Source organism: Streptomyces alboniger, from assembly GCF_008704395.1.
Lineage (GTDB): Bacteria > Actinomycetota > Actinomycetes > Streptomycetales > Streptomycetaceae > Streptomyces > Streptomyces alboniger.
In genome coordinates, this window is record NZ_CP023695.1 from 1,277,204 (window position 1) to 1,297,506 (window position 20,303).

A 20,303-nucleotide genomic window follows, 5' to 3' on the forward strand; every position below is an offset into this window, starting at 1 on the left:
GTCCGAGACCAGTTTATCGGTCACACTCGTCCGCCGGACCACATGTCTCGCCACTTGGGAGCCCTGTGACCTGCGGCACTGCATTGTGCGGTACGACGATCAGTCTCCACCAGAGGCTCTCGCACCCGTTTTTCCCAGGTTTCCCCAGGTTTCCCGGGTTTGAGGCCCCTGATGGGACGAAGATGACATTGAGCCCCGTCGATAGAGACCCGGTCAAGTAACGCATCGCATTCTGGCCGAGTTCCGCCAGGAGACGAAAGGTGAAGTGAAAAAAGACGGAAGAAGACGGAAGGAGACGGAACGGGACAGGCCGCCCGTGATCAGGAGAGCCGCGCCGCGACCAGGTCCCAGACCGTGTCCGCGAGCGCTTCCTTCGGGCCGTACGGCACCGGCGTCTCGCTGCCGTCCGCTCCCAGCACCACGGCCTCGTTCTCCTCGGAGCCGAAGGTCTTGCGCTCACCGACCTCGTTGACGACCAGGAGGTCGCATCCCTTGCGTGCGAGCTTGGCCCGGCCGTTGGCGAGGACGTCGTCCGTCTCGGCCGCGAAACCGACGACCACCTGGGCCGGACGCCGCCTGTCCCCCGCGACCTCGGCGAGGATGTCGGGGTTGCGGACCAGCGCGATGGGCGCCGGTTCCTGGCCGTCCTTCTTCTTGATCTTCCCTGCCGCGTACGTCTCCGGGCGGAAATCGGCCACGGCGGCCGCCATCACGACGGCGTCGGCGTCGGCGGCGGCCTTCAGGACGGCCTCGCGCAGCTGCACGGCGGTACCGACCGGCACGACGTCGACACCGGCCGGGTCGGGCAGCGCGGCGTTCGCCGCGACGAGCGTGACGCGGGCGCCCCGCGCCGCCGCGCTGCGGGCGAGCGCGTAGCCCTGCTTGCCGGACGAGCGGTTGCCGAGGAAGCGGACCGGGTCCAGGGGCTCACGGGTCCCGCCGGCGCTGATCACGACGTGGCGCCCCGCGAGGTCCTGGGCCAGGCCGCCGCGCGCGAGGACACGGCGTACGACCTCGAAGAGCTCGGCGGGGTCCGGGAAGCGGCCCTTGCCGGTGTCGACGCCGGTGAGCCGGCCGACGGCGGGCTCGATGACGAGCGCGCCGCGACGGCGCAGCGTGGCGACGTTCTCCTGGGTGGCCGGGTGCTCCCACATCTCCGTGTGCATGGCCGGGGCGAACACCACCGGACAGCGTGCCGTCAAGAGCGTGTTGGTGAGCAGGTCGTCGGCGAGGCCGTGGGCGGCCTTGGCGAGCATGTCGGCGGTGGCGGGGGCGACGATCACGAGGTCGGCCTCCTGGCCGATCCGGACGTGCGGCACCTCGTGGACGTCGGACCAGACCTCGGCCGAGACGGGGTGTCCGGACAGCGCGGACCAGGTCGCTGCGCCGACGAAGTGCAGCGCCGACGCGGTCGGCACGACGCGCACGTCGTGGCCCGACTCGGTCAGCCGCCTCAGCAGCTCGCACGCCTTGTAGGCGGCGATGCCACCGCTGACCCCCAGGACTACCTTCGGCTTCTCGGCCACTGCCTCTGTCTCCCCGCACTCGGATGCGTACGACTCCATGACACACCACAGGCCCGGCAGCCGTGCTGCCGGGCCTGTGGTGAAGGTACGAACCGCTTACTGGGCCGGGCCCTCGATGGCCTCGGACGTCAGCAGGCCGGCGTTGATCTCGCGGAGCGCGATCGAGAGCGGCTTCTCGTGGACGTGGGTGTCCACCAGGGGGCCGACGTACTCCAGGAGGCCCTCACCGAGCTGCGAGTAGTACGCGTTGATCTGGCGCGCGCGCTTGGCGGCGTAGATCACGAGGCTGTACTTCGAGTCGGTGGCTTCGAGCAGCTCATCAATCGGCGGGTTGATGATGCCCTCGGGCGCGGTGATGGAAGAGGACACTCTTCGCCTTCCGATGGGGTCAAGACCAGAAGGGTCAAGACAGGGGTAAAGATCAAAGAACCTTCATCAAGGCTAGCAGCTCACGGGCCACGTCCTCGACGGAGGTGTTGACAAGGGTCGTATCGAACTCGGCCTCGGCGGCCAGCTCGACCTTGGCGGCGGCCAGCCTGCGCTCGATCACCTCGGGCGCCTCGGTCCCCCGGCCGGTGAGCCGGCGGACCAGCTCCTCCCAGCTCGGCGGGGCGAGGAAGACCAGCTGCGCCTCGGGCATCGACTCGCGCACCAGGCGCGCGCCCTGGAGATCGATCTCCAGGAGGACGGGCTCGCCCGCCTCCAGACGCTCGATGACGGCGCGCCGCGGGGTGCCGTAGCGGTTGCCTGCGAACTCGGCCCACTCCAGCAGCTCGCCGTTGGCGATCAGCTTGTCCATCTCGTCGTCGGAGACGAAGAAGTACTGGACACCGTGCTTCTCACCGGGGCGCGGCTTGCGCGTGGTGGCCGAGACCGAGAGCCAGACCTCGGGGTGTTCCTTGCGCATATGGGCGACGACCGTGCTCTTGCCGACCCCGGAGGGGCCGGAGAGCACGGTCAGCCGCGGACGTACGTCCGGGGGTACGGGGGTCGTCCCCCGGGATGTTGCAGCCATGCAGCGATTATCCAGGTTCTCAGGAGTGCCTGAGAACGTCAGGCAGCGCCACCGCCGAACTCGCGCTCAAGAGACGCGATCTGGTTGGAGCCGAGGCCGCGCACGCGGCGGCTCTCGGAGATGCCAAGACGCTCCATGATCTGCTTGGCGCGGACCTTGCCCACGCCCGGCAGGGACTCCAGGAGGGCGGAGACCTTCATCTTGCCGATGACATCGTTCTCCTGGCCCTGCTTGATGACCTCGTGAAGCGAGGCGCCGGAGTGCTTGAGTCGATTCTTGACCTCGGCCCGCTCCCGGCGAGCCGCGGCGGCCTTTTCGAGCGCGGCTGCGCGCTGTTCAGGGGTAAGGGGCGGAAGAGCCACGCCTACGTCACCTCGGATGTCGAACTGTCGGATACGGACCGGTGAGGAACCTAATCGCCCCACACCTGGGGAGCAACGTGCAACGCGCTTGCCCGTTGGCTCTCGTCGGAGACTAGCGGCCATGGCCGCTGGAGTCAGCGAGAACAGACGAAAAGTCCTGGTCAGCCTCTGTCGAGCCGTACATATCGGACAATTCGGCCTCGATTTTGGCTGGTGAGTGATCGGTGGGACCCGCGTGCGGGTCCCACCGATCACTCAGGCCGCTCCGACCGCCGCCCGGATCTCGTCCGCGAAGCGCTCCGCGGCACCCCGCAGGCCCGCGATGTCCGGTCCGTACCGCAGCACGCCCCGGCTGACGCTCGGCACGACATTGCGCACCGCCGCGCCGAAGACGCCCGGCAGATCGGCCGGCGTCGCGCCCTGCGCGCCGATGCCGGGGGCGAGCAGCGGGCCGTTGATCCCGAGGTCGTACGACGACAGGTCGCCCAGGGTCGCGCCGACGACCGCACCGAAGGACCCCAGGGGCTCCTGTCCGGCGTTCTCGGCGGCGAGGTGACCGAGGACGGTGGCCGCGACCGTACGGCCGTCCTCACGCAGCGCGTGCTGCACCTCGGCGCCCTCGGGGTTGGAGGTGAGGGCGAGCACGAAGAGCCCTGCGCCGTTCTCGCGCGCCAGCTCCACGGCCGGCTTGAGCGAGCCGTATCCGAGGTAGGGCGAGACCGTGAGCGCGTCGCTGAACAGCGGCGAGTCCTTGTGCAGGAAGGTCTCGGCGTACGCGGCCATGGTCGAGCCGATGTCGCCGCGCTTGGCGTCCATGACGACCAGGGCGCCCGCCTCGCGCAACTCCGCGACGGCCTTCTCCAGTACGGCGATGCCCCGCGACCCGAAGCGCTCGAAGAACGCGCTCTGCGGCTTGAAGACGGCGACGGTCCCGGCGAGCGCCTCGACGACGGTCCGCGTGAAGCGCTCCAGGCCCGCGATGTCGTCGTCGAGGTCCCAGGCGGACAGCAGCGAGGCGTGCGGGTCGATGCCGACGCAGAGCGGTCCGCGCTCGTCCATGGCGTGGCGCAGGCGCGCGCCGAACGGCTCCGGGGCACTCATGCGGACTTCCTCACGTCGGCGCCGACGGCGTCGGCGAGGGTGGCGTACGGGCTCGTGCGCAGGCGCGCGGCGAGGCCCTTGTGGATCGCGCGGCCCCAGAACGGGCCTTCGTAGATGAAGGCGCTGTAGCCCTGGACCAGCGTGGCGCCCGCGAGGATGCGCTGCCAGGCGTCCTCGGCGTTCTCGATGCCGCCGACGCCCACGAGCGTGATGCGGTCGCCCACGCGCGCGTAGAGGCGGCGCAGGACCTCCAGGGAGCGCTCCTTGAGGGGCGCTCCGGAGAGCCCGCCGACCTCCTCGATCAGCAGGGGCGGGGACGTCAGACCGAGGCTCTCGCGCGCGATGGTCGTGTTCGTGGCGATGATGCCGTCCAGGCCCAGCTCGACGGCGAGGTCCGCGACGGCGTCGATGTCCTCGTCCGCGAGGTCGGGGGCGATCTTCACCAGGAGCGGTACGCGACGGCCCTCGACGCTGCGGTCGGCGGCCTCGCGCACGGCGGTCAGCAGCGGCCGCAGCGACTCGGTCGCCTGGAGGTTGCGCAGGCCCGGCGTGTTCGGGGACGAGACGTTGACGACCAGGTAGTCGGCGTGGCGGGCGAGCCGCTCGGTCGACTTCACGTAGTCGGCGGCGGCCTCCTCCTCGGGGACCACCTTGGTCTTGCCGATGTTCACGCCCACGACGGTCTTGAAGACAGGCGTACGGGAGGCGAGCCGCTCGGCGACCGCGGCCGAGCCCTCGTTGTTGAAGCCCATGCGGTTGATCAGCGCGCGGTCGGGGACCAGGCGGAAGAGGCGCTTCTTGGGGTTGCCGGGCTGCGGCTCCCCCGTGACCGTGCCGATCTCGATGTGGTCGAAGCCGAGCATCGACATGCCGTCGATCGCGACGGCGTTCTTGTCGAAGCCCGCGGCGAGCCCGAAGGGGCCGTGCATCCGCAGCCCGAACGCCTCGGTGCGCAGTTCCTTGTAGCGGGGCGCGAGGGCGGCCGCGACGAACGTGCGCAGGACCGGGACGCGGGCCGCGAGGCGGATCCAGCGGAAGGCCAGGTGGTGGGCCTGCTCGGGGTCCAAGCGCCGGAAGACGAGGTTGAAGAAGAGCTTGTACATGTTCGATGTCCTCAGAAAGAGCCTCACGAAGAGGGGGACACCGTTTCCGGTGTCCCCCTCAGGGCTGCTAGTCGCGGGCCGCGGTCAGGCGTTCGGCGTGTTCCTGGAGTGAACGCACGCCCACATCGCCGCGGCCCAGCGCGTCGATGCCCTGCACGGCGGCGGCGAGCGCCTGGACCGTCGTGAGGCACGGCACGGAGCGCGCCACGGCCGCCGTACGGATCTCGTAGCCGTCGAGGCGGCCGCCGGTGCCGTAGGGGGTGTTGACGATGAGGTCGACGCCGCCGTCGTGGATGAGCTGGACGATCGTCTTCTCGCCGTTCGGCCCCTCGCCCTCGGACTGCTTGCGCACGACCGTGGCGTTCAGGCCGTTGCGCTTGAGCACCTCGGCCGTGCCGGACGTGGCGAACAACTCGAAGCCGTGCGCGACCAGTTCGCGCGCAGGGAAGATCATCGAGCGCTTGTCGCGGTTGGCGACGGAGATGAAGGCACGGCCCTTGGTCGGCAGCGGACCGTACGCGCCCGCCTGCGACTTGGCGTACGCGGTCCCGAACACCGAGTCGATGCCCATGACTTCACCGGTCGAGCGCATCTCCGGGCCGAGGACGGTGTCCACGCCGCGCCCGTGGATGTCGCGGAAGCGCGACCACGGCATGACGGCCTCCTTGACGGAGATCGGCGCGTCCATGGGCAGCGTGCCGCCGTCGCCCTGCTTGGGCAGCAGGCCCTCCGCGCGCAGCTCGGCGACGGTCGCGCCCAGCGAGATCCGGGCGGCGGCCTTGGCCAGCGGCACCGCGGTCGCCTTCGAGGTGAAGGGGACCGTCCGCGAGGCGCGCGGGTTGGCCTCCAAAACGTAGAGGATGTCACCGGCCATCGCGAACTGGATGTTGATGAGTCCGCGGACGCCGACGCCCTTGGCGATGGCCTCCGTGGAGGCGCGCAGGCGCTTGATGTCGAAGCCGCCGAGCGTGATCGGGGGCAGCGCGCACGCCGAGTCGCCGGAGTGGATGCCGGCCTCCTCGATGTGCTCCATGACACCGCCGAGGTACAGCTCCTGGCCGTCGTAGAGCGCGTCCACGTCGATCTCGATCGCGTCGTCCAGGAAGCGGTCCACGAGGACCGGCCTGGAGGGGCTGATCTCGGTCGACTCCGCGATGTACGAGGCGAGGCGGACCTCGTCGTACACGATCTCCATGCCCCGGCCGCCGAGCACGTACGAGGGGCGTACGAGGACGGGGTAGCCGATCTCGTCGGCGATGGCCTTGGCCTCGGCGAAGGTGGTGGCGGTGCCGTGCTTGGGCGCGGGCAGCCCGGCCTCCGCGAGCACCTGGCCGAAGGCGCCGCGGTCCTCGGCTGCGTGGATGGCCTCGGGCGGGGTGCCCACGACGGGCACGCCGTTGTTCTTGAGCGCCTGCGCCAGGCCGAGCGGGGTCTGGCCGCCGAGCTGGACGATGACGCCCGCGATCGGCCCGGCCTGCGCCTCGGCGTGCACGATCTCCAGGACGTCCTCCAGGGTGAGCGGCTCGAAGTAGAGCCGGTCGGAGGTGTCGTAGTCCGTGGAGACGGTCTCGGGGTTGCAGTTGACCATCACGGTCTCGTAGCCCGCCTCGCTCAGCGCGAAGGAGGCGTGGACGCAGGAGTAGTCGAACTCGATGCCCTGGCCGATGCGGTTCGGGCCCGAGCCCAGGATGATCACCGCGGGCTTCTCGCGCTTGGCGACCTCGGTCTCCTCGTCGTACGAGGAGTAGAAGTACGGCGTCTTCGCGGCGAACTCGGCGGCGCAGGTGTCGACCGTCTTGTAGACCGGGCGCACGCCGAGGGCCTGGCGCACCTCGCGGACGACGTCCTCGCGCAGACCGCGGATCTCGGCGATCTGGGCGTCGGAGAAGCCGTGCCGCTTGGCCTCGGCGAGCAGGTCGGCGTCCAGGCGCTCGGTGGCGGCAAGCTCGTCCGCGATCTCCTTGATCAGGAAGAGCTGGTCGACGAACCACGGGTCGATCTTCGTGTAGTCGAAGACCTCCTCGGGGGTCGCGCCCGCGCGGATGGCCTGCATGACGGAGTTGATGCGCCCGTCGGTCGGCCGGACGGCCTCTTCCAGAAGAAGGGCCTTGTCGCCGGGGTCGCCCACGAACGTGAACTGCGAGCCCTTCTTCTCCAGGGACCGCAGCGCCTTCTGGAGGGCCTCGGTGAAGTTGCGGCCGATGGCCATGGCCTCGCCGACCGACTTCATGGTGGTCGTCAGGGTCGAGTCCGCCGAAGGGAACTTCTCGAAGGCGAAGCGCGGGGCCTTGACGACCACGTAGTCGAGGGTCGGCTCGAAGGAGGCCGGCGTCTTCTCGGTGATGTCGTTGGGGATCTCGTCCAGCGTGTAGCCGACGGCCAGCTTGGCGGCGATCTTCGCGATCGGGAAGCCGGTGGCCTTCGACGCCAGCGCGGACGAGCGGGACACGCGCGGGTTCATCTCGATGACGATGACCCGGCCGTCCTCGGGGTTCACCGCGAACTGGATGTTGCAGCCGCCGGTGTCGACGCCGACCTCACGGATGATCGCGATGCCGACGTCCCGCAGGATCTGGTACTCGCGGTCGGTCAGCGTCATCGCGGGCGCGACGGTGATCGAGTCGCCGGTGTGCACGCCCATCGGGTCGAAGTTCTCGATGGAGCAGACGACCACGACGTTGTCGTTCTTGTCGCGCATCAGCTCCAGCTCGTACTCCTTCCAGCCGAGGATGGACTCCTCCAGGAGCACCTCGGTGGTCGGCGAGAGGGTCAGGCCCTGCCCGGCGATGCGGCGCAGCTCCTCCTCGTCGTGCGCGAAGCCGGAGCCGGCGCCGCCCATGGTGAAGGAGGGGCGCACGACGACGGGGTAGCCGCCCAGCTCCTCGACGCCCTTGAGGACGTCGTCCATGGAGTGGCAGATGTAGGAGCGGGCGGACTCGCCGTGCCCGATCTTCTTGTTGACCTCTTCGACGACGCCCTTGAAGAGGTCGCGGTCCTCCCCCTTGTTGATCGCCTCGACGTTGGCTCCGATGAGCTCGACGCCGTACTTCTCCAGGACGCCCTGCTCGTGCATGGAGATCGCCGTGTTGAGGGCCGTCTGGCCGCCCAGCGTCGGCAGCAGCGCGTCGGGGCGCTCCTTGGCGATGATCTTCTCGACGAACTCCGGGGTGATCGGCTCGACGTAGGTGGCGTCGGCGATCTCCGGGTCGGTCATGATCGTCGCCGGGTTGGAGTTGACGAGGATGACGCGCAGGCCCTCGGCCTTGAGGACCCGGCACGCCTGGGTGCCGGAGTAGTCGAACTCTGCGGCCTGGCCGATGACGATCGGACCGGAGCCGATGACCAGGACGGACTGGATATCGGTGCGCTTAGGCACGCTGGGCTCCTTCTGCGGTCATCAGGGATACGAAACGGTCGAAGAGGTACGCGGCGTCGTGCGGGCCCGCGGCCGCCTCCGGGTGGTACTGGACGCTGAACGCGGGGGCGTCGAGGCACTGGAGGCCCTCGACCACGTCGTCGTTGAGGCCGACGTGCGCCACGCGGACGCGCCCGTAGGGCGTGTCGATGTCCTGGTCGAGCGGGGCGTCCACGGCGAAGCCGTGGTTCTGCGCGGTGATCTCGACCTTGCCCGTGGAGCGGTCCTGGACCGGCTGGTTGATGCCCCGGTGGCCGTACTTCAGTTTGTACGTGCCGAGGCCGAGGGCGCGGCCGAGGATCTGGTTGCCGAAGCAGATGCCGAACAGCGGGGTCCGGCGCTCCAGGACGCCCTGGGCGAGGGCGGTCTCGTGGTCGGCGGTGGCGGGGTCGCCGGGTCCGTTGGAGAAGAAGACTCCGTCGGGGTTGACGGCGTAGACGTCCTCCAGGGAGGCCGTGTTCGGCAGGACGTGCACCTCGATGCCGCGCTCGGCCATCCGCTGCGGGGTCATGGCCTTGATGCCCAGGTCGATCGCGGCGACGGTGAACTTCTTCTCGCCGACGGCCGGGACGACGTACGCCTCCTTGGTGGAGACCTCGCCGACGAGGTTGGCGCCGGCCATCTCCGGGGAGGACGTCACCTTCGCGAGGAGTTCGGCGTCCGTGGCGGCCGCGGCCTCTCCGGAGAAGACGCCGCAGCGCATCGCGCCGCGCTCGCGCAGATGGCGGGTGAGGGCGCGGGTGTCGATGCCGCGGATCCCGACGACGCCCTGGTCGGCGAGCTGCTCGTCGAGCGAGCGCTTGGAGCGCCAGTTGGACGGCACGCGCGCGGGGTCGCGCACGACGTATCCGGAGACCCAGATGCGGCGGGACTCGTCGTCCTCGTCGTTCACGCCGGTGTTGCCGACGTGCGGGGCCGTCATGACGACGATCTGGCGGTGGTACGAGGGATCGGTGAGGGTCTCCTGGTAGCCGGTCATGCCGGTGGAGAACACCGCTTCGCCGAAGGTCTCCCCCACGGCCCCGTAGGCACGGCCGCGGAAGATGCGGCCGTCCTCCAGGACAAGTACGGCGGGAACCTTGCTGGCTCCCCTGGTGGAGGTCGTCATCGTGCGGTGCCTTCCGTAGTACTGGTCGTATTGATCATGCTGTTGATGGCCTCGACCCACTGGGCCTGCTCGGCCGCCTGGTCCGAGCGGAAGCCGGAGTCGATGAGCTTCCCGCCGTGCTCCCATGTGACGATCAGCAGACCGCCCTCGGCGAGCACCTTCCCCGCGATGCCCTTGTCGAGGCGGGCCTCGCGCAGCTGGGCCGCCGGGACGAAGAAGTCGGCGGCGCCGGGGCGTACGACGTCCAGGCCCGCGTCCGTGAGGGTCAGCTCCACGCGGCTGCGGGTGCCCAGGCCGTGCGCCACGATGCGGTCGAGCCACTGCCCTGCCGTGGTGGAGCCGTGGTAGCGGCCGGTCAGCTCCAGTTTCGCCGGGCCCGGGTCATCCGGCGCGGCGGGCAGCTCCGGCAGGTCGCCCTGGAGGGTGCCGCGCCACTTCCAGCCCTCGCGCATCAGCCAGTAGACGAGCGCGATGAAGAGCAGCAGTCCGACGACCCAGCCGAGCCGTGCGGCCCAGTCGGTCACGTCCGCCGATTCCTTCTCGGCGGCCAGTTCCACAAGAGTTGTCACGCGAGGTTCCCGTCGACGAGCGTGGCCCGACCCCTCAGCCACGTGTGCGTGACGCGGCCCGGCAGCTCACGGCCCTCGTAGGGAGTGTTGCGGCTGCGCGAGGCGAAGCTCGCGGGGTCCACTGCCCCACGGTAATCGGCGTCCACGAGGACGAGGTTCGCGGGCTCACCTGCCGAGACGGGGCGGCCGTGCCCGGTGGCCCGGCCGATCCTCGCCGGCTTGAAGGACATGCGGTCGGCGACCGCCTCCCAGGTCAGCAGCCCGGTCTCGACCATCGTCTGCTGGACGACCGACAGGGCGGTCTCCAGGCCGACCATTCCCATGGCGGCCGCGGCCCACTCGCAGTCCTTGTCCTCGTGCGGGTGCGGGGCGTGGTCGGTGGCGACGATGTCGATGGTGCCGTCGGCGAGGGCCTCGCGCAGCGCCATGACGTCGCGCTCGGTGCGCAGCGGCGGGTTGACCTTGTAGACGGGGTTGTACGAGCGGACCAGCTCGTCGGTGAGGAGGAGGTGGTGCGGGGTGACCTCGGCGGTGACGTCGATGCCGCGGGACTTGGCCCAGCGCACGATCTCCACGGACCCGGCCGTCGACAGGTGGCAGATGTGGACGCGGGATCCGACGTGCTCGGCGAGCAGCACGTCACGGGCGATGATCGACTCCTCTGCGACGGCGGGCCAGCCGCCGAGGCCCAGCTCGGCGGAGACGACGCCCTCGTTCATCTGGGCGCCTTCGGTGAGCCGCGGCTCCTGCGCGTGCTGGGCGACGACACCGCCGAAGGCCTTCACGTACTCCAGGGCGCGGCGCATCATCACGGCGTCGTCGACGCACTTGCCGTCGTCGGAGAAGACGGTGACCCCGGCGGCGGACTCGTGCATGGCGCCCAGCTCGGCGAGCTTCTTGCCCTCCAGGCCGACGGTGACGGCGCCGATGGGCTGTACGTCGCAGTAGCCGGACTCCTTGCCGAGCCGGTAGACCTGCTCGACGACGCCGGCGGTGTCGGCGACGGGGAAGGTGTTGGCCATGGCGAACACGGCGGTGAAGCCACCGGAGGCGGCGGCGCGGGTGCCGGTGAGGACGGTCTCGGAGTCCTCGCGGCCCGGCTCGCGCAGATGGGTGTGGAGGTCGACGAGGCCCGGCAGGAGGATCTTGCCCCCGGCCTCCACGACGGTCGCGCCCTCGGCGGAGAGCCCGCTGCCGACGGCCTCGATCGTCTCGCCGTCGATGAGGACGTCCCGCGCCTCGCCGCCGAGCACCTTCGCACCGCGGATCAGGATCTTGCTCATGGTTACTTGCTCTCCGAATCGATGGGCCGGGTGTGCGTGCCGGCGGGTTCGTTGCCGCCCAGAAGCAGGTAGAGGACGGCCATGCGGATGGACACGCCGTTGGCGACCTGTTCGACGACCGTGCAGCGGTCGGAGTCGGCGACCTCGGCGGTGATCTCCATCCCGCGGACCATGGGCCCGGGGTGCATGACGATGGCGTGCTCGGGCATCTTCGCCATGCGCTCGCCGTCCAGGCCGTAGCGCCGGGAGTACTCGCGCTCGGTGGGGAAGAACGCGGCGTTCATCCGCTCGCGCTGCACCCGCAGCATCATCACGGCGTCGGACTTCGACAGCACGCCGTCCAGGTCGTAGCTGACCTCGCAGGGCCACCGCTCGACGCCGACCGGCACCAGCGTGGGCGGCGCGACCAGGGTGACCTCGGCGCCGAGGGTGTGCAGCAGGTCGACGTTGGAGCGGGCCACGCGGCTGTGCAGGACGTCGCCGACGATGGTGATGCGCTTGCCCTCCAGGTCCCTGCCGAGGCCCGTGTCGCGCCCGACGAGGCGGCGCCGCATGGTGAAGGCGTCGAGCAGCGCCTGGGTGGGGTGCTGGTGGGTGCCGTCACCGGCGTTGATGACGGCGGCGTCGATCCAGCCGGAGGTGGCGAGCCGGTAGGGCGCCCCGGAGGCGCCGTGCCGGATGACGACGGCGTCGACGCCCATCGCCTCCAGCGTCTGGGCGGTGTCCTTGAGGGACTCGCCCTTGGAGACCGAGGAGCCCTTGGCGGCGAAGTTGATGACGTCGGCGGAGAGGCGCTTCTCGGCGGCCTCGAAGGAGATCCGGGTCCGGGTCGAGTCCTCGAAGAAGAGGTTGACCACGGTGCGGCCGCGCAGGGCGGGCAGTTTCTTGATCGGCCGGTCGGCCACCCGCGCCATCTCCTCGGCCGTGTCGAGGATGAGGACGGCGTCGTCGCGGGAGAGGTCGGCGGCCGAGATGAGGTGTCGCATCATCGGGGAGTACTCCGGTGTGTGGAGGTCTGCGGGCACGCGGGCGCGCAGGGTCGTGCCCTGGAGCCCGTGAGAGGGAAGCCGGTCCTTAGGAAGCGGGCTTGGCGCCGAGCAGTACGGCGTCGCGGCCGTCCTCCTCGGTGAGCTGGACCTTGACCGTCTCCCGCAGCGACGTGGGGAGGTTCTTGCCGACGTAGTCGGCGCGGATGGGCAGTTCGCGGTGGCCTCGGTCGACGAGCACGGCGAGCTGCACCGCGCGCGGGCGCCCGATGTCGTTCAGCGCGTCGAGGGCGGCCCGGATGGTGCGGCCGGAGAAGAGGACGTCGTCGACGAGGACGACCAGGCGGCCGTCGATGCCGTCACCGGGGATCTCGGTGCGGGCGAGTGCGCGCGGCGGGTGCATGCGCAGGTCGTCGCGGTACATGGTGATGTCGAGGGAGCCGACCGGGATCTTGCGGCCGGTGATCTCTTCGAGCTTGACGGCGAGCCGCCGGGCGAGGAAGACGCCACGGGTGGGAATGCCGAGGAGAACCACGTCGTCGGCGCCCTTGGCGCGCTCGACGATCTCGTGGGCGATGCGGGTCAGCACCCGCGCGATGTCGGGCCCTTCGAGTACGGGGCGGGCGACAGCGGAGTCTTTGGAGCCTTGCGTGTCCATATGAAACGGACCTCCTTCTCCGCCTCACGGGACGGACATTAAAGGACGTCGAAATTGCGCCAGTCACACTACCAGCACCGATGGCGGAACACGTCATCGGCCTCCACCGAAGGGGCGGTACGGACCATTCGGCTTGACGCAGGCAAGTAACGCTGCGTAACCTCACAGTGAGTTACCAGCCACGCGGCGGAGCCGCATGATTGTCGCAGCGTCCGGGGAGCTATATGTCCAGCGAATACGCCAAGCAGCTCGGGGCCAAGCTCCGCGCGATCCGTACCCAGCAGGGCCTTTCCCTCCACGGCGTCGAGGAGAAGTCCCAGGGACGCTGGAAGGCGGTCGTCGTGGGGTCGTACGAGCGCGGCGACCGTGCCGTGACCGTGCAGCGCCTCGCCGAGCTGGCGGACTTCTACGGCGTCCCCGTGCAGGAGCTTCTGCCTGGTACGGCTCCTGGCGGCGCCGCCGAGCCGCCGCCGAAGCTCGTCCTCGACCTCGAGCGTCTTGCCCACGTCCCGCAGGAGAAGGCGGGCCCGCTCCAGCGCTATGCCGCCACGATCCAGTCCCAGCGCGGTGACTACAACGGCAAGGTGCTCTCGATCCGCCAGGACGACCTGCGCACCCTCGCCGTGATCTACGACCAGTCCCCCTCGGTCCTGACCGAGCAGCTCATCAGCTGGGGCGTCCTGGACGCGGACGCGCGCCGCGCCGTCGCCCATGAAGAGGTCTGATCCCACCGCCTGACACTTCAGCAGAAACGTGCCGCCGGGGCGGCCGCAGCCGAAAGGCCGCGGCCGCTCCGGCGGTTTTCTGCTTTTCTCCCGCAATTACCCCGTGCAAAAACCGGGCGCGCAAAAACCGGGGCCGGGCGCGCGGCGGGAAAACCGGAGGGCCCGCAGCAATCCGCTGCGGGCCCTCCGGGGTGTCGTAGGAAGACGGCTTACGCCTCGTCCCGTCGCAGGGACGGCTTCAGGTCCTTGAAGCGTCCGAGCAGGCCGTTGACGAAGGACGGCGACTCGTCCGTGGAGAACTCCTTGGCGAGCTGGACCGCCTCGTCGAGGACCACCGCGTCGGGCGTCCCGTCGACCCAGACCAGTTCGTAGGCGCCGAGCCGCAGGATGTTCCGGTCGACGACCGGCATGCGGTCCAGGGTCCATCCGACGGCGTACTGCGAGATGAGCTCGTCGATGCGGCGCTCGTGCTCCGCGTACCCCTCGACGAGTTCCATCGTGTACTCGCTCACCGGCGGCTGCCGGGTGTCGGACCGCGAGTGGCGCACCCAGTCGGCGAGGACCGTCAGGACGTCCGTTCCGCGCTGGTCCGCCTCGAAGAGGATCTGGAAGGCGCGCTTGCGGGCCGTGTTACGAGCAGCCACGGTTAGCTGTTCACCCGGCCGAGGTAGTCGCTGGTGCGGGTGTCGACCTTGATCTTCTCGCCGGTGGTGATGAAGAGCGGCACCTGGATCTGGTGGCCGGTCTCCAGCGTGGCGGGCTTGGTGCCACCGGTGGAGCGGTCGCCCTGGACGCCCGGCTCGGTCTCCTGGATGACCAGCTCGACGGCCGCGGGCAGCTCGACGAAGAGCACCGCGCCCTCGTGCTGCGCCACGGTGGCGGTGAAGCCCTCGATCAGGAAGTTGGCGGCGTCGCCGACGGCCTTGCGGTCGACGTGCAGCTGGTCGTACGTCTCCATGTCCATGAAGACGAAGTAGTCGCCGTCCATGTAGGAGAACTGCATGTCGCGCTTGTCGATCGTGGCCGTGTCGACCTTGACGCCGGCGTTGAACGTCTTGTCGACGACCTTCCCGGAGAGCACGTTCTTGAGCTTGGTGCGCACGAAGGCCGGGCCCTTGCCGGGCTTGACGTGCTGGAACTCGACGACGGACCAGAGCTGGCCGCCTTCGAGCTTGAGCACCAGGCCGTTCTTGAGGTCGTTCGTGGAAGCCACGGTTGCGGAATCTCCTGCACTGACTGACTGGTGGACGACCCCGGTCGGGCACGCGCGCTAGAGCGCGAGCAGTTCCTTGGTCGTGATGGTGAGTAGCTCGGGTCCGCCGTCCGCCTCGGGGCGCACGACGAGCGTGTCATCGATCCGGACACCACCCCGGCCAGGGAGGTGAACCCCCGGTTCGACGGTGACCGGCACGCAAGCGTCCAGTTTACCCATGGCCGAGGGCGCCAGCTGCGGGTCCTCGTCGATTTCGAGCCCCACACCGTGTCCAGTCAGCGGAGGGAGGCCGTCCGCATAGCCCGCCGAGTCCAGTACGTGGCGTGCCGCGTGGTCCACGTCGCGGCACGCTGCGCCGGGTAGGAGGGCCTCCCTGCCGGCCCTCTGAGCGGCGAAGACGAGGTCGTGCAGCTCGATCTGCCAGTCCGCGGGCGAGGTCCCGATGACGAACGTACGCCCGATCTCGCAGCGGTATCCGCGGTAGCTCGCCCCGAGGCAGACGGAGAGGAAGTCGCCCTCCTCCACGCGCCGGTCCGAGGGTCGGTGGGCGCCCTTGCCGGAATTCGGGCCGGTGCCGACCGAGGTGGGGAAGGCGGGGCCGTCCGCGCCGTGGTCCACGAGGCGCCGCTCCAGCTCCAGCGCGAGATGCCGCTCGGTGCGCCCGACCAGAATGGACTCGAGCAGCTCCCCCAGCGCCTGGTCGGCGATCTCCGCGGCGACCCGCAGACAGGAGATCTCCTCCTCGTCCTTGACGTACCGCAGCTGCTCCACCGCTCCGCCGAGGTCCACGAGCCGCAGCCCCGGGGCGACGGAGCCGAGCGCCCGGTGCCGGGCGACCGTCAGATGATGCTCCTCCACGGCCAGCGACTCGACTCCCTGCGCGGCGGCGAGTCCGGCGGCCGCGACGGCCGGGTCGGCGCCCGCAGCGGGCAGCAGCCGCGTCCTCAGCGCCTCGTCGGGCCGCCCCTCCTCCGCCTGTTCACCGGGCGGCCGCCCGCACAGAAGCACGTCCTCGTCGCCGCCCACCAGGAGCACGGCGCCCTGGGGCGCCGTCCCGGCGAGATAGCGGACATTGACGGGCCGGGAGATCAGCGCCACCGCGCCACCACCCGCGGCGCACCGCTCCTTCACCCGCTCCCTGCGGACCGCATACACCTCTGACATGGGGCGAGCCTACGAGCGCCGTCCCGAACCGGCCCGGTCAGCGCGTCCGACCGGGCGGCGGCCCCCCGTGCGTGACCGAGGGCACTACCACTGCGGCGGGCTGGCGATGGCGCGGGCCAGGGCGTCGTCCAGGACGCGGGCCGTGGCGGGGACGTCCAGCTGGGAGTTGTCGATGATGGGCAGGCCCGAGCCGTACCAGCCGGCCATGCGGCCGTGGATGCGGGCGACTTCCTCGTCCGTGAGGCGGCGGTTGCCGCTGCGCAGGGCGTTGCGCTCCAGGACGACCTCCAGGCCCGGCAGGAGCACGACGGGCAGCAGGCCGGGGCCTACGTGGCGCTTCCAGCCGCCGAGGCCCACGACCGGGCGGTCGGGGAAGACCGCGTCGTCGAGGATGCACGATATGCCGTTCGCCAGGAAGTTCCGCGCCGCGAAGCCGCAGGTGCGGCGGGCCAGGCGGTACTGCGCCTCGGAGTGGTCGTTCCAGCCCGACTGGGGGTCGGCGAATCCCGAGCGCACCCATTCGCGTACGTCGTCGAGGCTGATGTGGGCCGTCGGCACGCGGCGGTGCTCGGCCCAGAACTTGGCGACGCTCGTCTTGCCCGCGCCCGCGGGGCCGATGAGCAGCACGGCGAGCGTCGTCGCGCCGGTGTCGGCCTGGGCCGTGCCCAGCGGGGGGCTCGGCATCGCGACGGGGCCGCCGGGCGGGAGCTGGATGTGCCCTGTGGTGTCCGGGTTCGGAGACACGGGGCCGTGCCCCAGCTGAAGGGTCGCGGGGCCCTGCCCCTGGCCCCGCGGATGAGGCGACTGGCTCTGCTGGTGCGGGGGCTGGCCCTGCTGGTGCGGGGGCTGCCCCTGTGCGCGCGGAGGCGGCTGTCCGGGGGCGTGCGGCATCTGCCCCGGCGCGTGCGGCGCCGGGCCGCCCACGAAGCCCGGGGCAGGCGGCTGCGGGCCCCCCGGGGGGACGGCGCCCGGCGGCGGAGCGCTCGGGTGATGTGCGGCCGGGGACCAGCCGGTGGCCGGTCCGTGCCCCGGCTGAGGGGGCGGCGGCAGCGGAGACCCCACTGCGTGCTGCATCCGGTGCCACTCCGTCTCGTGCGACTGACGCTGGTCGGGCGGCGGCCGGGCCGCCCGTTACCGAACGGTACCGTCCCCGGCCGCTGTTGTGTGAACGGCCGGGGAGGCCGTGAGGTGCCCGTGGCCGGACAGAAGGGCCACGGAAGCGCGCTACTGGCCGACTTCGCCGTACGCGGCGAGCAGCACCGCCGGGTCGGGTCCCTCCAGGACGGTCGGCTTGCCGAGGCCGTCCAGGACGATGAAGCGCAGCAGGTCCCCGCGGGACTTCTTGTCGACCTTCATGGTCTCCAGGAGCTTGGGCCACTGGTCGTAGCGGTAGGTCAGCGGCAGCCCCACCGATTCGAGGACCGTGCGGTGCCGATCGGCCGTGGCGTCGTCCAGCCGGCCCGCCAGGCGGCCGAGTTCGGCGGCGAAGAGCATGCCGACGGAGACCGCGGCGCCGTGCCGCCACTTGTAGCGCTCGTTCTTCTCGATGGCGTGCGCGAGGGTGTGCCCGTAGTTGAGGATCTCGCGCAGGCCCGCCTCCTTGAGGTCCCCGGACACGACCTCGGCCTTGACCTTGATGGAGCGCTCGATCAGCTCGGCGGTGTGCGGCCCGGCGGGCGTGCGTGCCGCCTGCGGGTCGGCCTCGATCAGCTCCAGGATCGCCGGGTCGGCGATGAAACCGGCCTTGATGATCTCCGCGAGCCCGGAGACGTAGTCGTTCACCGGGAGCGAGTCGAGCGCCGCGAGGTCGCACAGGACCCCGGCCGGCGGGTGGAAGGCGCCCACGAGGTTCTTGCCCTCGGCGGTGTTGATGCCGGTCTTGCCGCCGACCGCCGCGTCCACCATGCCGAGCACCGTGGTCGGTACGGCGATCCACCGCACCCCGCGCAGCCAGGTCGCGGCGACGAACCCGGCGAGGTCGGTGGTCGCTCCGCCGCCGACGCCGACGATGAGGTCGCTGCGCGTGAAGCCGGACTGGCCAAGGGCCTTCCAGCAGTACGCCGCGACCTCCGCCGTCTTGGCCTCCTCGGCGTTCGGTACCTGGATGGCGACGACCTCGTACCCCTGGTCGGCGAGGTCCTGGCGGAGCGCGTCACCGGTCTCGGCGAGCGCCTCGGGGTGGATCACAGCGACGCGCTTGGTCTGACCGCCGATGAGTCCGGGCAGCTCACCGAGGAGCTGCCGACCGACCAGGACCTCGTACGGATCCGTGCCGGCGGCGCCGCCGACGCGGATACGGGTGGGGGTCTGCTCCGTCGTCATGCTTCCTTCAACTCCAGTGCGTCGAGGACCGCCTGGGCGACCTCTTCGGGGGTACGGCCGTCGGTGGCGACGACCGCGCGGGCGACTTCGGCGTACAGATGGCGGCGGGCGTCCATCAGCTCGCGCCACTGCTTGCGCGGGTTGACGGCGAGCAGTGGGCGCGCCTGGTTGAGGCCGGTGCGCTTGACGGCCTCCTCGACGTCCATCGAGAGGTAGACGACCGGCTGCGCGGTGAGCAGGGCGCGCGTCGACTCGTCGAGGATCGCGCCCCCGCCGAGCGCGAGGACGCCGCTGTGCTCCTCGACGGCGGCGCGCACGGCCTGCCGCTCCAGGTCGCGGAAGTACGGCTCGCCCTCGTCGACGAAGATGTCGGCGATCTCGCGGCCCTGGGCGGCGACGATGTCGGCGTCGGTGTCCCGGAAGGCGCTGCCGAGCCGGTCGGCGAGCAGCCCGCCGACCGTCGTCTTGCCCACGCCCATGGGGCCGATGAGGACGATCTGCGGACCGGTCACCGGATCTGGAGGTTGTCGAGGTACGACGTCACGTTGCGCCGGGTCTCGGGGACGCTGTCGCCGCCGAACTTCTCGGCGACGGCGTCGGCGAGGACGAGCGCGACCATGGCCTCGGCGACGATGCCGGCGGCCGGGACGGCACAGACGTCGGAGCGCTGGTGGTGAGCCTTGGCGGCCTCGCCGGTGGCCACGTCGATGGTGGCGAGGGCGCGCGGGACGGTCGCGATGGGCTTCATCGCGGCGCGCACGCGCAGCAGTTCGCCGGTGGTCAGGCCGCCCTCGGTGCCGCCGGAGCGGCCGGAGGTGCGCTTGATGCCGTCCTCGGTGGCGACGATCTCGTCGTGCGCCTTGGAGCCGGGCACGCGCGCGAGGTCGAAGCCGTCGCCGACCTCGACGCCCTTGATGGCCTGGATGCCCATGAGCGCGGCGGCGAGCCGTGCGTCGAGACGACGGTCCCAGTGGACGTGCGAGCCGAGGCCGACGGGTACGCCGTAGGCGAGCACCTCGACGACGCCGCCGAGGGTGTCGCCGTCCTTGTGGGCCTGGTCGATCTCGGCGACCATCGCCTTCGACGCGTCGGCGTCCAGGCAGCGCACGGGGTCGGCGTCGAGCTGCTCGACGTCGGCGGGGGTCGGGTAGACGCCGTAGGGGGCCTTGGCGGCCGCCAGTTCGGTGACGTGGCTGACGATCTCGATCCCGGCCGTCTCCTTGAGGTAGGAGCGGGCGACCGCGCCGAGCGCGACGCGGGCCGCGGTCTCGCGGGCGGAGGCACGCTCCAGGATCGGCCGGGCCTCGTCGAATCCGTACTTCTGCATGCCCGCGAGGTCGGCGTGGCCGGGGCGGGGGCGGGTCAGCGGGGCGTTGCGGGCCAGCTCGGCGAGTACGGCGGGGTCGACCGGGTCGGCCGCCATGACCTGCTCCCACTTGGGCCACTCGGTGTTGCCCACCATGATCGCCACTGGCGAGCCCATGGTCAGGCCGTGCCGGACGCCGCCGAGGAAGGTGACCTCGTCACGCTCGAACTTCATACGAGCGCCGCGTCCATAGCCGAGTCGCCGCCGGGCCAGATGGTCCGCCACCATGTCCGTAGTGATCGGCACGCCGGCGGGAAGCCCCTCCAGCGTGGCGACGAGTGCGGGTCCGTGGGACTCCCCAGCGGTCAGCCAGCGCAACCTGCTCAACGGTGCTCCTCATCCTCGCGCCTGGAACTGCGGTCATCGACGGCGCGGCCGGGTGCGCGG

The 20,303-nt window shown here is 70.7% G+C and carries 20 protein-coding genes; 1 reads left to right on the forward strand and 19 read right to left on the reverse strand.

What is annotated here, in order from left to right:
• Nucleotides 1–320 precede the first annotated feature (320 nt).
• The 12 genes from coaBC to pyrR all read right to left on the reverse strand — a co-directional run bounded on the left by coaBC (nucleotide 321) and on the right by pyrR (nucleotide 13,126).
• Nucleotides 321–1,565 carry a bifunctional phosphopantothenoylcysteine decarboxylase/phosphopantothenate--cysteine ligase CoaBC gene (gene coaBC, locus CP975_RS05430; protein ID WP_055526625.1) on the reverse strand — a complete coding sequence of 415 codons (1,245 nt, stop codon included), beginning with the start codon at nucleotides 1,563–1,565 and terminating at the stop codon, nucleotides 321–323.
• 57 nt (nucleotides 1,566–1,622) lie between these two features.
• Nucleotides 1,623–1,895, reverse strand: a complete 273-nt coding sequence (rpoZ, locus tag CP975_RS05435) for a DNA-directed RNA polymerase subunit omega (RefSeq protein WP_005319902.1) — start codon at nucleotides 1,893–1,895, stop codon at nucleotides 1,623–1,625.
• A 52-nt stretch (nucleotides 1,896–1,947) separates the two neighbouring features.
• Nucleotides 1,948–2,541, reverse strand: a complete 594-nt coding sequence (gene gmk / locus CP975_RS05440) for a guanylate kinase (RefSeq protein ID WP_030787268.1) — start codon at nucleotides 2,539–2,541, stop codon at nucleotides 1,948–1,950.
• A 38-nt stretch (nucleotides 2,542–2,579) separates the two neighbouring features.
• Nucleotides 2,580–2,903 (reverse strand): integration host factor, encoded by a 324-nt coding sequence (locus CP975_RS05445; RefSeq protein WP_005319887.1) that lies wholly within the window; start codon nucleotides 2,901–2,903, stop codon nucleotides 2,580–2,582.
• 255 nt (nucleotides 2,904–3,158) lie between these two features.
• A complete protein-coding gene (pyrF, locus tag CP975_RS05450) occupies nucleotides 3,159–4,004 on the reverse strand; it encodes an orotidine-5'-phosphate decarboxylase (RefSeq protein WP_055526627.1) in 846 nt (281 codons plus the stop codon).
• Nucleotides 4,001–5,107 (reverse strand): quinone-dependent dihydroorotate dehydrogenase, encoded by a 1,107-nt coding sequence (locus CP975_RS05455; RefSeq protein ID WP_055526628.1) that lies wholly within the window; start codon nucleotides 5,105–5,107, stop codon nucleotides 4,001–4,003. Before CP975_RS05455 ends, pyrF begins: the two co-directional genes overlap by 4 nt.
• Nucleotides 5,108–5,174: 67 nt before the next feature.
• Nucleotides 5,175–8,483 carry a carbamoyl-phosphate synthase large subunit gene (carB, locus tag CP975_RS05460; RefSeq protein WP_055526629.1) on the reverse strand — a complete coding sequence of 1,103 codons (3,309 nt, stop codon included), beginning with the start codon at nucleotides 8,481–8,483 and terminating at the stop codon, nucleotides 5,175–5,177.
• Nucleotides 8,476–9,630 carry a glutamine-hydrolyzing carbamoyl-phosphate synthase small subunit gene (gene carA / locus CP975_RS05465; RefSeq protein WP_055526631.1) on the reverse strand — a complete coding sequence of 385 codons (1,155 nt, stop codon included), beginning with the start codon at nucleotides 9,628–9,630 and terminating at the stop codon, nucleotides 8,476–8,478. The genes carB and carA overlap by 8 nt, the downstream gene beginning before the upstream one ends.
• Nucleotides 9,627–10,199 carry a PH-like domain-containing protein gene (locus CP975_RS05470; protein WP_055526633.1) on the reverse strand — a complete coding sequence of 191 codons (573 nt, stop codon included), beginning with the start codon at nucleotides 10,197–10,199 and terminating at the stop codon, nucleotides 9,627–9,629. Before CP975_RS05470 ends, carA begins: the two co-directional genes overlap by 4 nt.
• On the reverse strand, nucleotides 10,196–11,482 hold the full coding sequence (locus CP975_RS05475; RefSeq protein WP_030787249.1) for a dihydroorotase: 1,287 nt from the start codon (nucleotides 11,480–11,482) through the stop codon (nucleotides 10,196–10,198). Before CP975_RS05475 ends, CP975_RS05470 begins: the two co-directional genes overlap by 4 nt.
• 2 nt (nucleotides 11,483–11,484) lie before the next feature.
• Complete coding sequence (locus CP975_RS05480) at nucleotides 11,485–12,471, reverse strand: aspartate carbamoyltransferase catalytic subunit (protein ID WP_055526635.1); 987 nt, start codon at nucleotides 12,469–12,471, stop codon at nucleotides 11,485–11,487.
• A gap of 85 nt (nucleotides 12,472–12,556) precedes the next feature.
• Nucleotides 12,557–13,126, reverse strand: a complete 570-nt coding sequence (gene pyrR, locus CP975_RS05485; RefSeq protein WP_055526636.1) for a bifunctional pyr operon transcriptional regulator/uracil phosphoribosyltransferase PyrR — start codon at nucleotides 13,124–13,126, stop codon at nucleotides 12,557–12,559.
• 224 nt (nucleotides 13,127–13,350) lie between these two features.
• On the opposite strand from pyrR, the gene bldD reads away from it, so the two are divergent.
• Nucleotides 13,351–13,851, forward strand: a complete 501-nt coding sequence (bldD, locus tag CP975_RS05490; RefSeq protein ID WP_030787240.1) for a transcriptional regulator BldD — start codon at nucleotides 13,351–13,353, stop codon at nucleotides 13,849–13,851.
• A 209-nt stretch (nucleotides 13,852–14,060) separates the two neighbouring features.
• Here the strand turns inward: bldD and nusB are convergent, their stop codons facing one another.
• The 7 genes from nusB to aroC form a co-directional block, all read right to left on the reverse strand.
• Nucleotides 14,061–14,495 carry a transcription antitermination factor NusB gene (gene nusB, locus CP975_RS05495; RefSeq protein ID WP_030787237.1) on the reverse strand — a complete coding sequence of 145 codons (435 nt, stop codon included), beginning with the start codon at nucleotides 14,493–14,495 and terminating at the stop codon, nucleotides 14,061–14,063.
• A gap of 2 nt (nucleotides 14,496–14,497) precedes the next feature.
• Nucleotides 14,498–15,064: an elongation factor P gene (gene efp / locus CP975_RS05500; RefSeq protein WP_055526637.1), complete on the reverse strand. Its 567-nt coding sequence runs from the start codon at nucleotides 15,062–15,064 to the stop codon at nucleotides 14,498–14,500.
• Nucleotides 15,065–15,121: 57 nt separating this feature from the next.
• Nucleotides 15,122–16,228, reverse strand: a complete 1,107-nt coding sequence (locus CP975_RS05505; RefSeq protein WP_055526639.1) for an aminopeptidase P family protein — start codon at nucleotides 16,226–16,228, stop codon at nucleotides 15,122–15,124.
• Nucleotides 16,229–16,312: 84 nt separating this feature from the next.
• Nucleotides 16,313–17,302, reverse strand: coding sequence for an AAA family ATPase (locus tag CP975_RS05510; protein ID WP_150476621.1), 990 nt, complete (start codon nucleotides 17,300–17,302; stop codon nucleotides 16,313–16,315).
• 150 nt (nucleotides 17,303–17,452) lie between these two features.
• On the reverse strand, nucleotides 17,453–18,550 hold the full coding sequence (aroB, locus tag CP975_RS05515; protein ID WP_055526643.1) for a 3-dehydroquinate synthase: 1,098 nt from the start codon (nucleotides 18,548–18,550) through the stop codon (nucleotides 17,453–17,455).
• Nucleotides 18,547–19,029, reverse strand: a complete 483-nt coding sequence (locus tag CP975_RS05520) for a shikimate kinase (RefSeq protein ID WP_055526696.1) — start codon at nucleotides 19,027–19,029, stop codon at nucleotides 18,547–18,549. The genes aroB and CP975_RS05520 overlap by 4 nt, the downstream gene beginning before the upstream one ends.
• Nucleotides 19,030–19,058: 29 nt before the next feature.
• Nucleotides 19,059–20,243: a chorismate synthase gene (gene aroC, locus CP975_RS05525; RefSeq protein ID WP_055526644.1), complete on the reverse strand. Its 1,185-nt coding sequence runs from the start codon at nucleotides 20,241–20,243 to the stop codon at nucleotides 19,059–19,061.
• Between the last annotated feature and the right edge of the window lie 60 nt (nucleotides 20,244–20,303).

What these genes read in the sequence shown, in the direction of transcription:
- CP975_RS05480 (WP_055526635.1), bottom strand. Translation starts at nt 12,471, where the DNA reads ATGATGCGACACCTCATCTCGGCCGCCGACCTCTCCCGCGACGACGCC.
- pyrF (WP_055526627.1), bottom strand. Translation starts at nt 4,004, where the DNA reads ATGAGTGCCCCGGAGCCGTTCGGCGCGCGCCTGCGCCACGCCATGGAC.
- coaBC (WP_055526625.1), bottom strand. Translation starts at nt 1,565, where the DNA reads ATGGAGTCGTACGCATCCGAGTGCGGGGAGACAGAGGCAGTGGCCGAG.
- CP975_RS05455 (WP_055526628.1), bottom strand. Translation starts at nt 5,107, where the DNA reads ATGTACAAGCTCTTCTTCAACCTCGTCTTCCGGCGCTTGGACCCCGAG.
- CP975_RS05475 (WP_030787249.1), bottom strand. Translation starts at nt 11,482, where the DNA reads ATGAGCAAGATCCTGATCCGCGGTGCGAAGGTGCTCGGCGGCGAGGCG.
- CP975_RS05505 (WP_055526639.1), bottom strand. Translation starts at nt 16,228, where the DNA reads ATGTCAGAGGTGTATGCGGTCCGCAGGGAGCGGGTGAAGGAGCGGTGC.
- bldD (WP_030787240.1), top strand. Translation starts at nt 13,351, where the DNA reads ATGTCCAGCGAATACGCCAAGCAGCTCGGGGCCAAGCTCCGCGCGATC.
- aroB (WP_055526643.1), bottom strand. Translation starts at nt 18,550, where the DNA reads ATGACGACGGAGCAGACCCCCACCCGTATCCGCGTCGGCGGCGCCGCC.
- carA (WP_055526631.1), bottom strand. Translation starts at nt 9,630, where the DNA reads ATGACGACCTCCACCAGGGGAGCCAGCAAGGTTCCCGCCGTACTTGTC.
- gmk (WP_030787268.1), bottom strand. Translation starts at nt 2,541, where the DNA reads ATGGCTGCAACATCCCGGGGGACGACCCCCGTACCCCCGGACGTACGT.
- CP975_RS05520 (WP_055526696.1), bottom strand. Translation starts at nt 19,029, where the DNA reads ATGGGCGTGGGCAAGACGACGGTCGGCGGGCTGCTCGCCGACCGGCTC.
- pyrR (WP_055526636.1), bottom strand. Translation starts at nt 13,126, where the DNA reads ATGGACACGCAAGGCTCCAAAGACTCCGCTGTCGCCCGCCCCGTACTC.
- CP975_RS05510 (WP_150476621.1), bottom strand. Translation starts at nt 17,302, where the DNA reads ATGCAGCACGCAGTGGGGTCTCCGCTGCCGCCGCCCCCTCAGCCGGGG.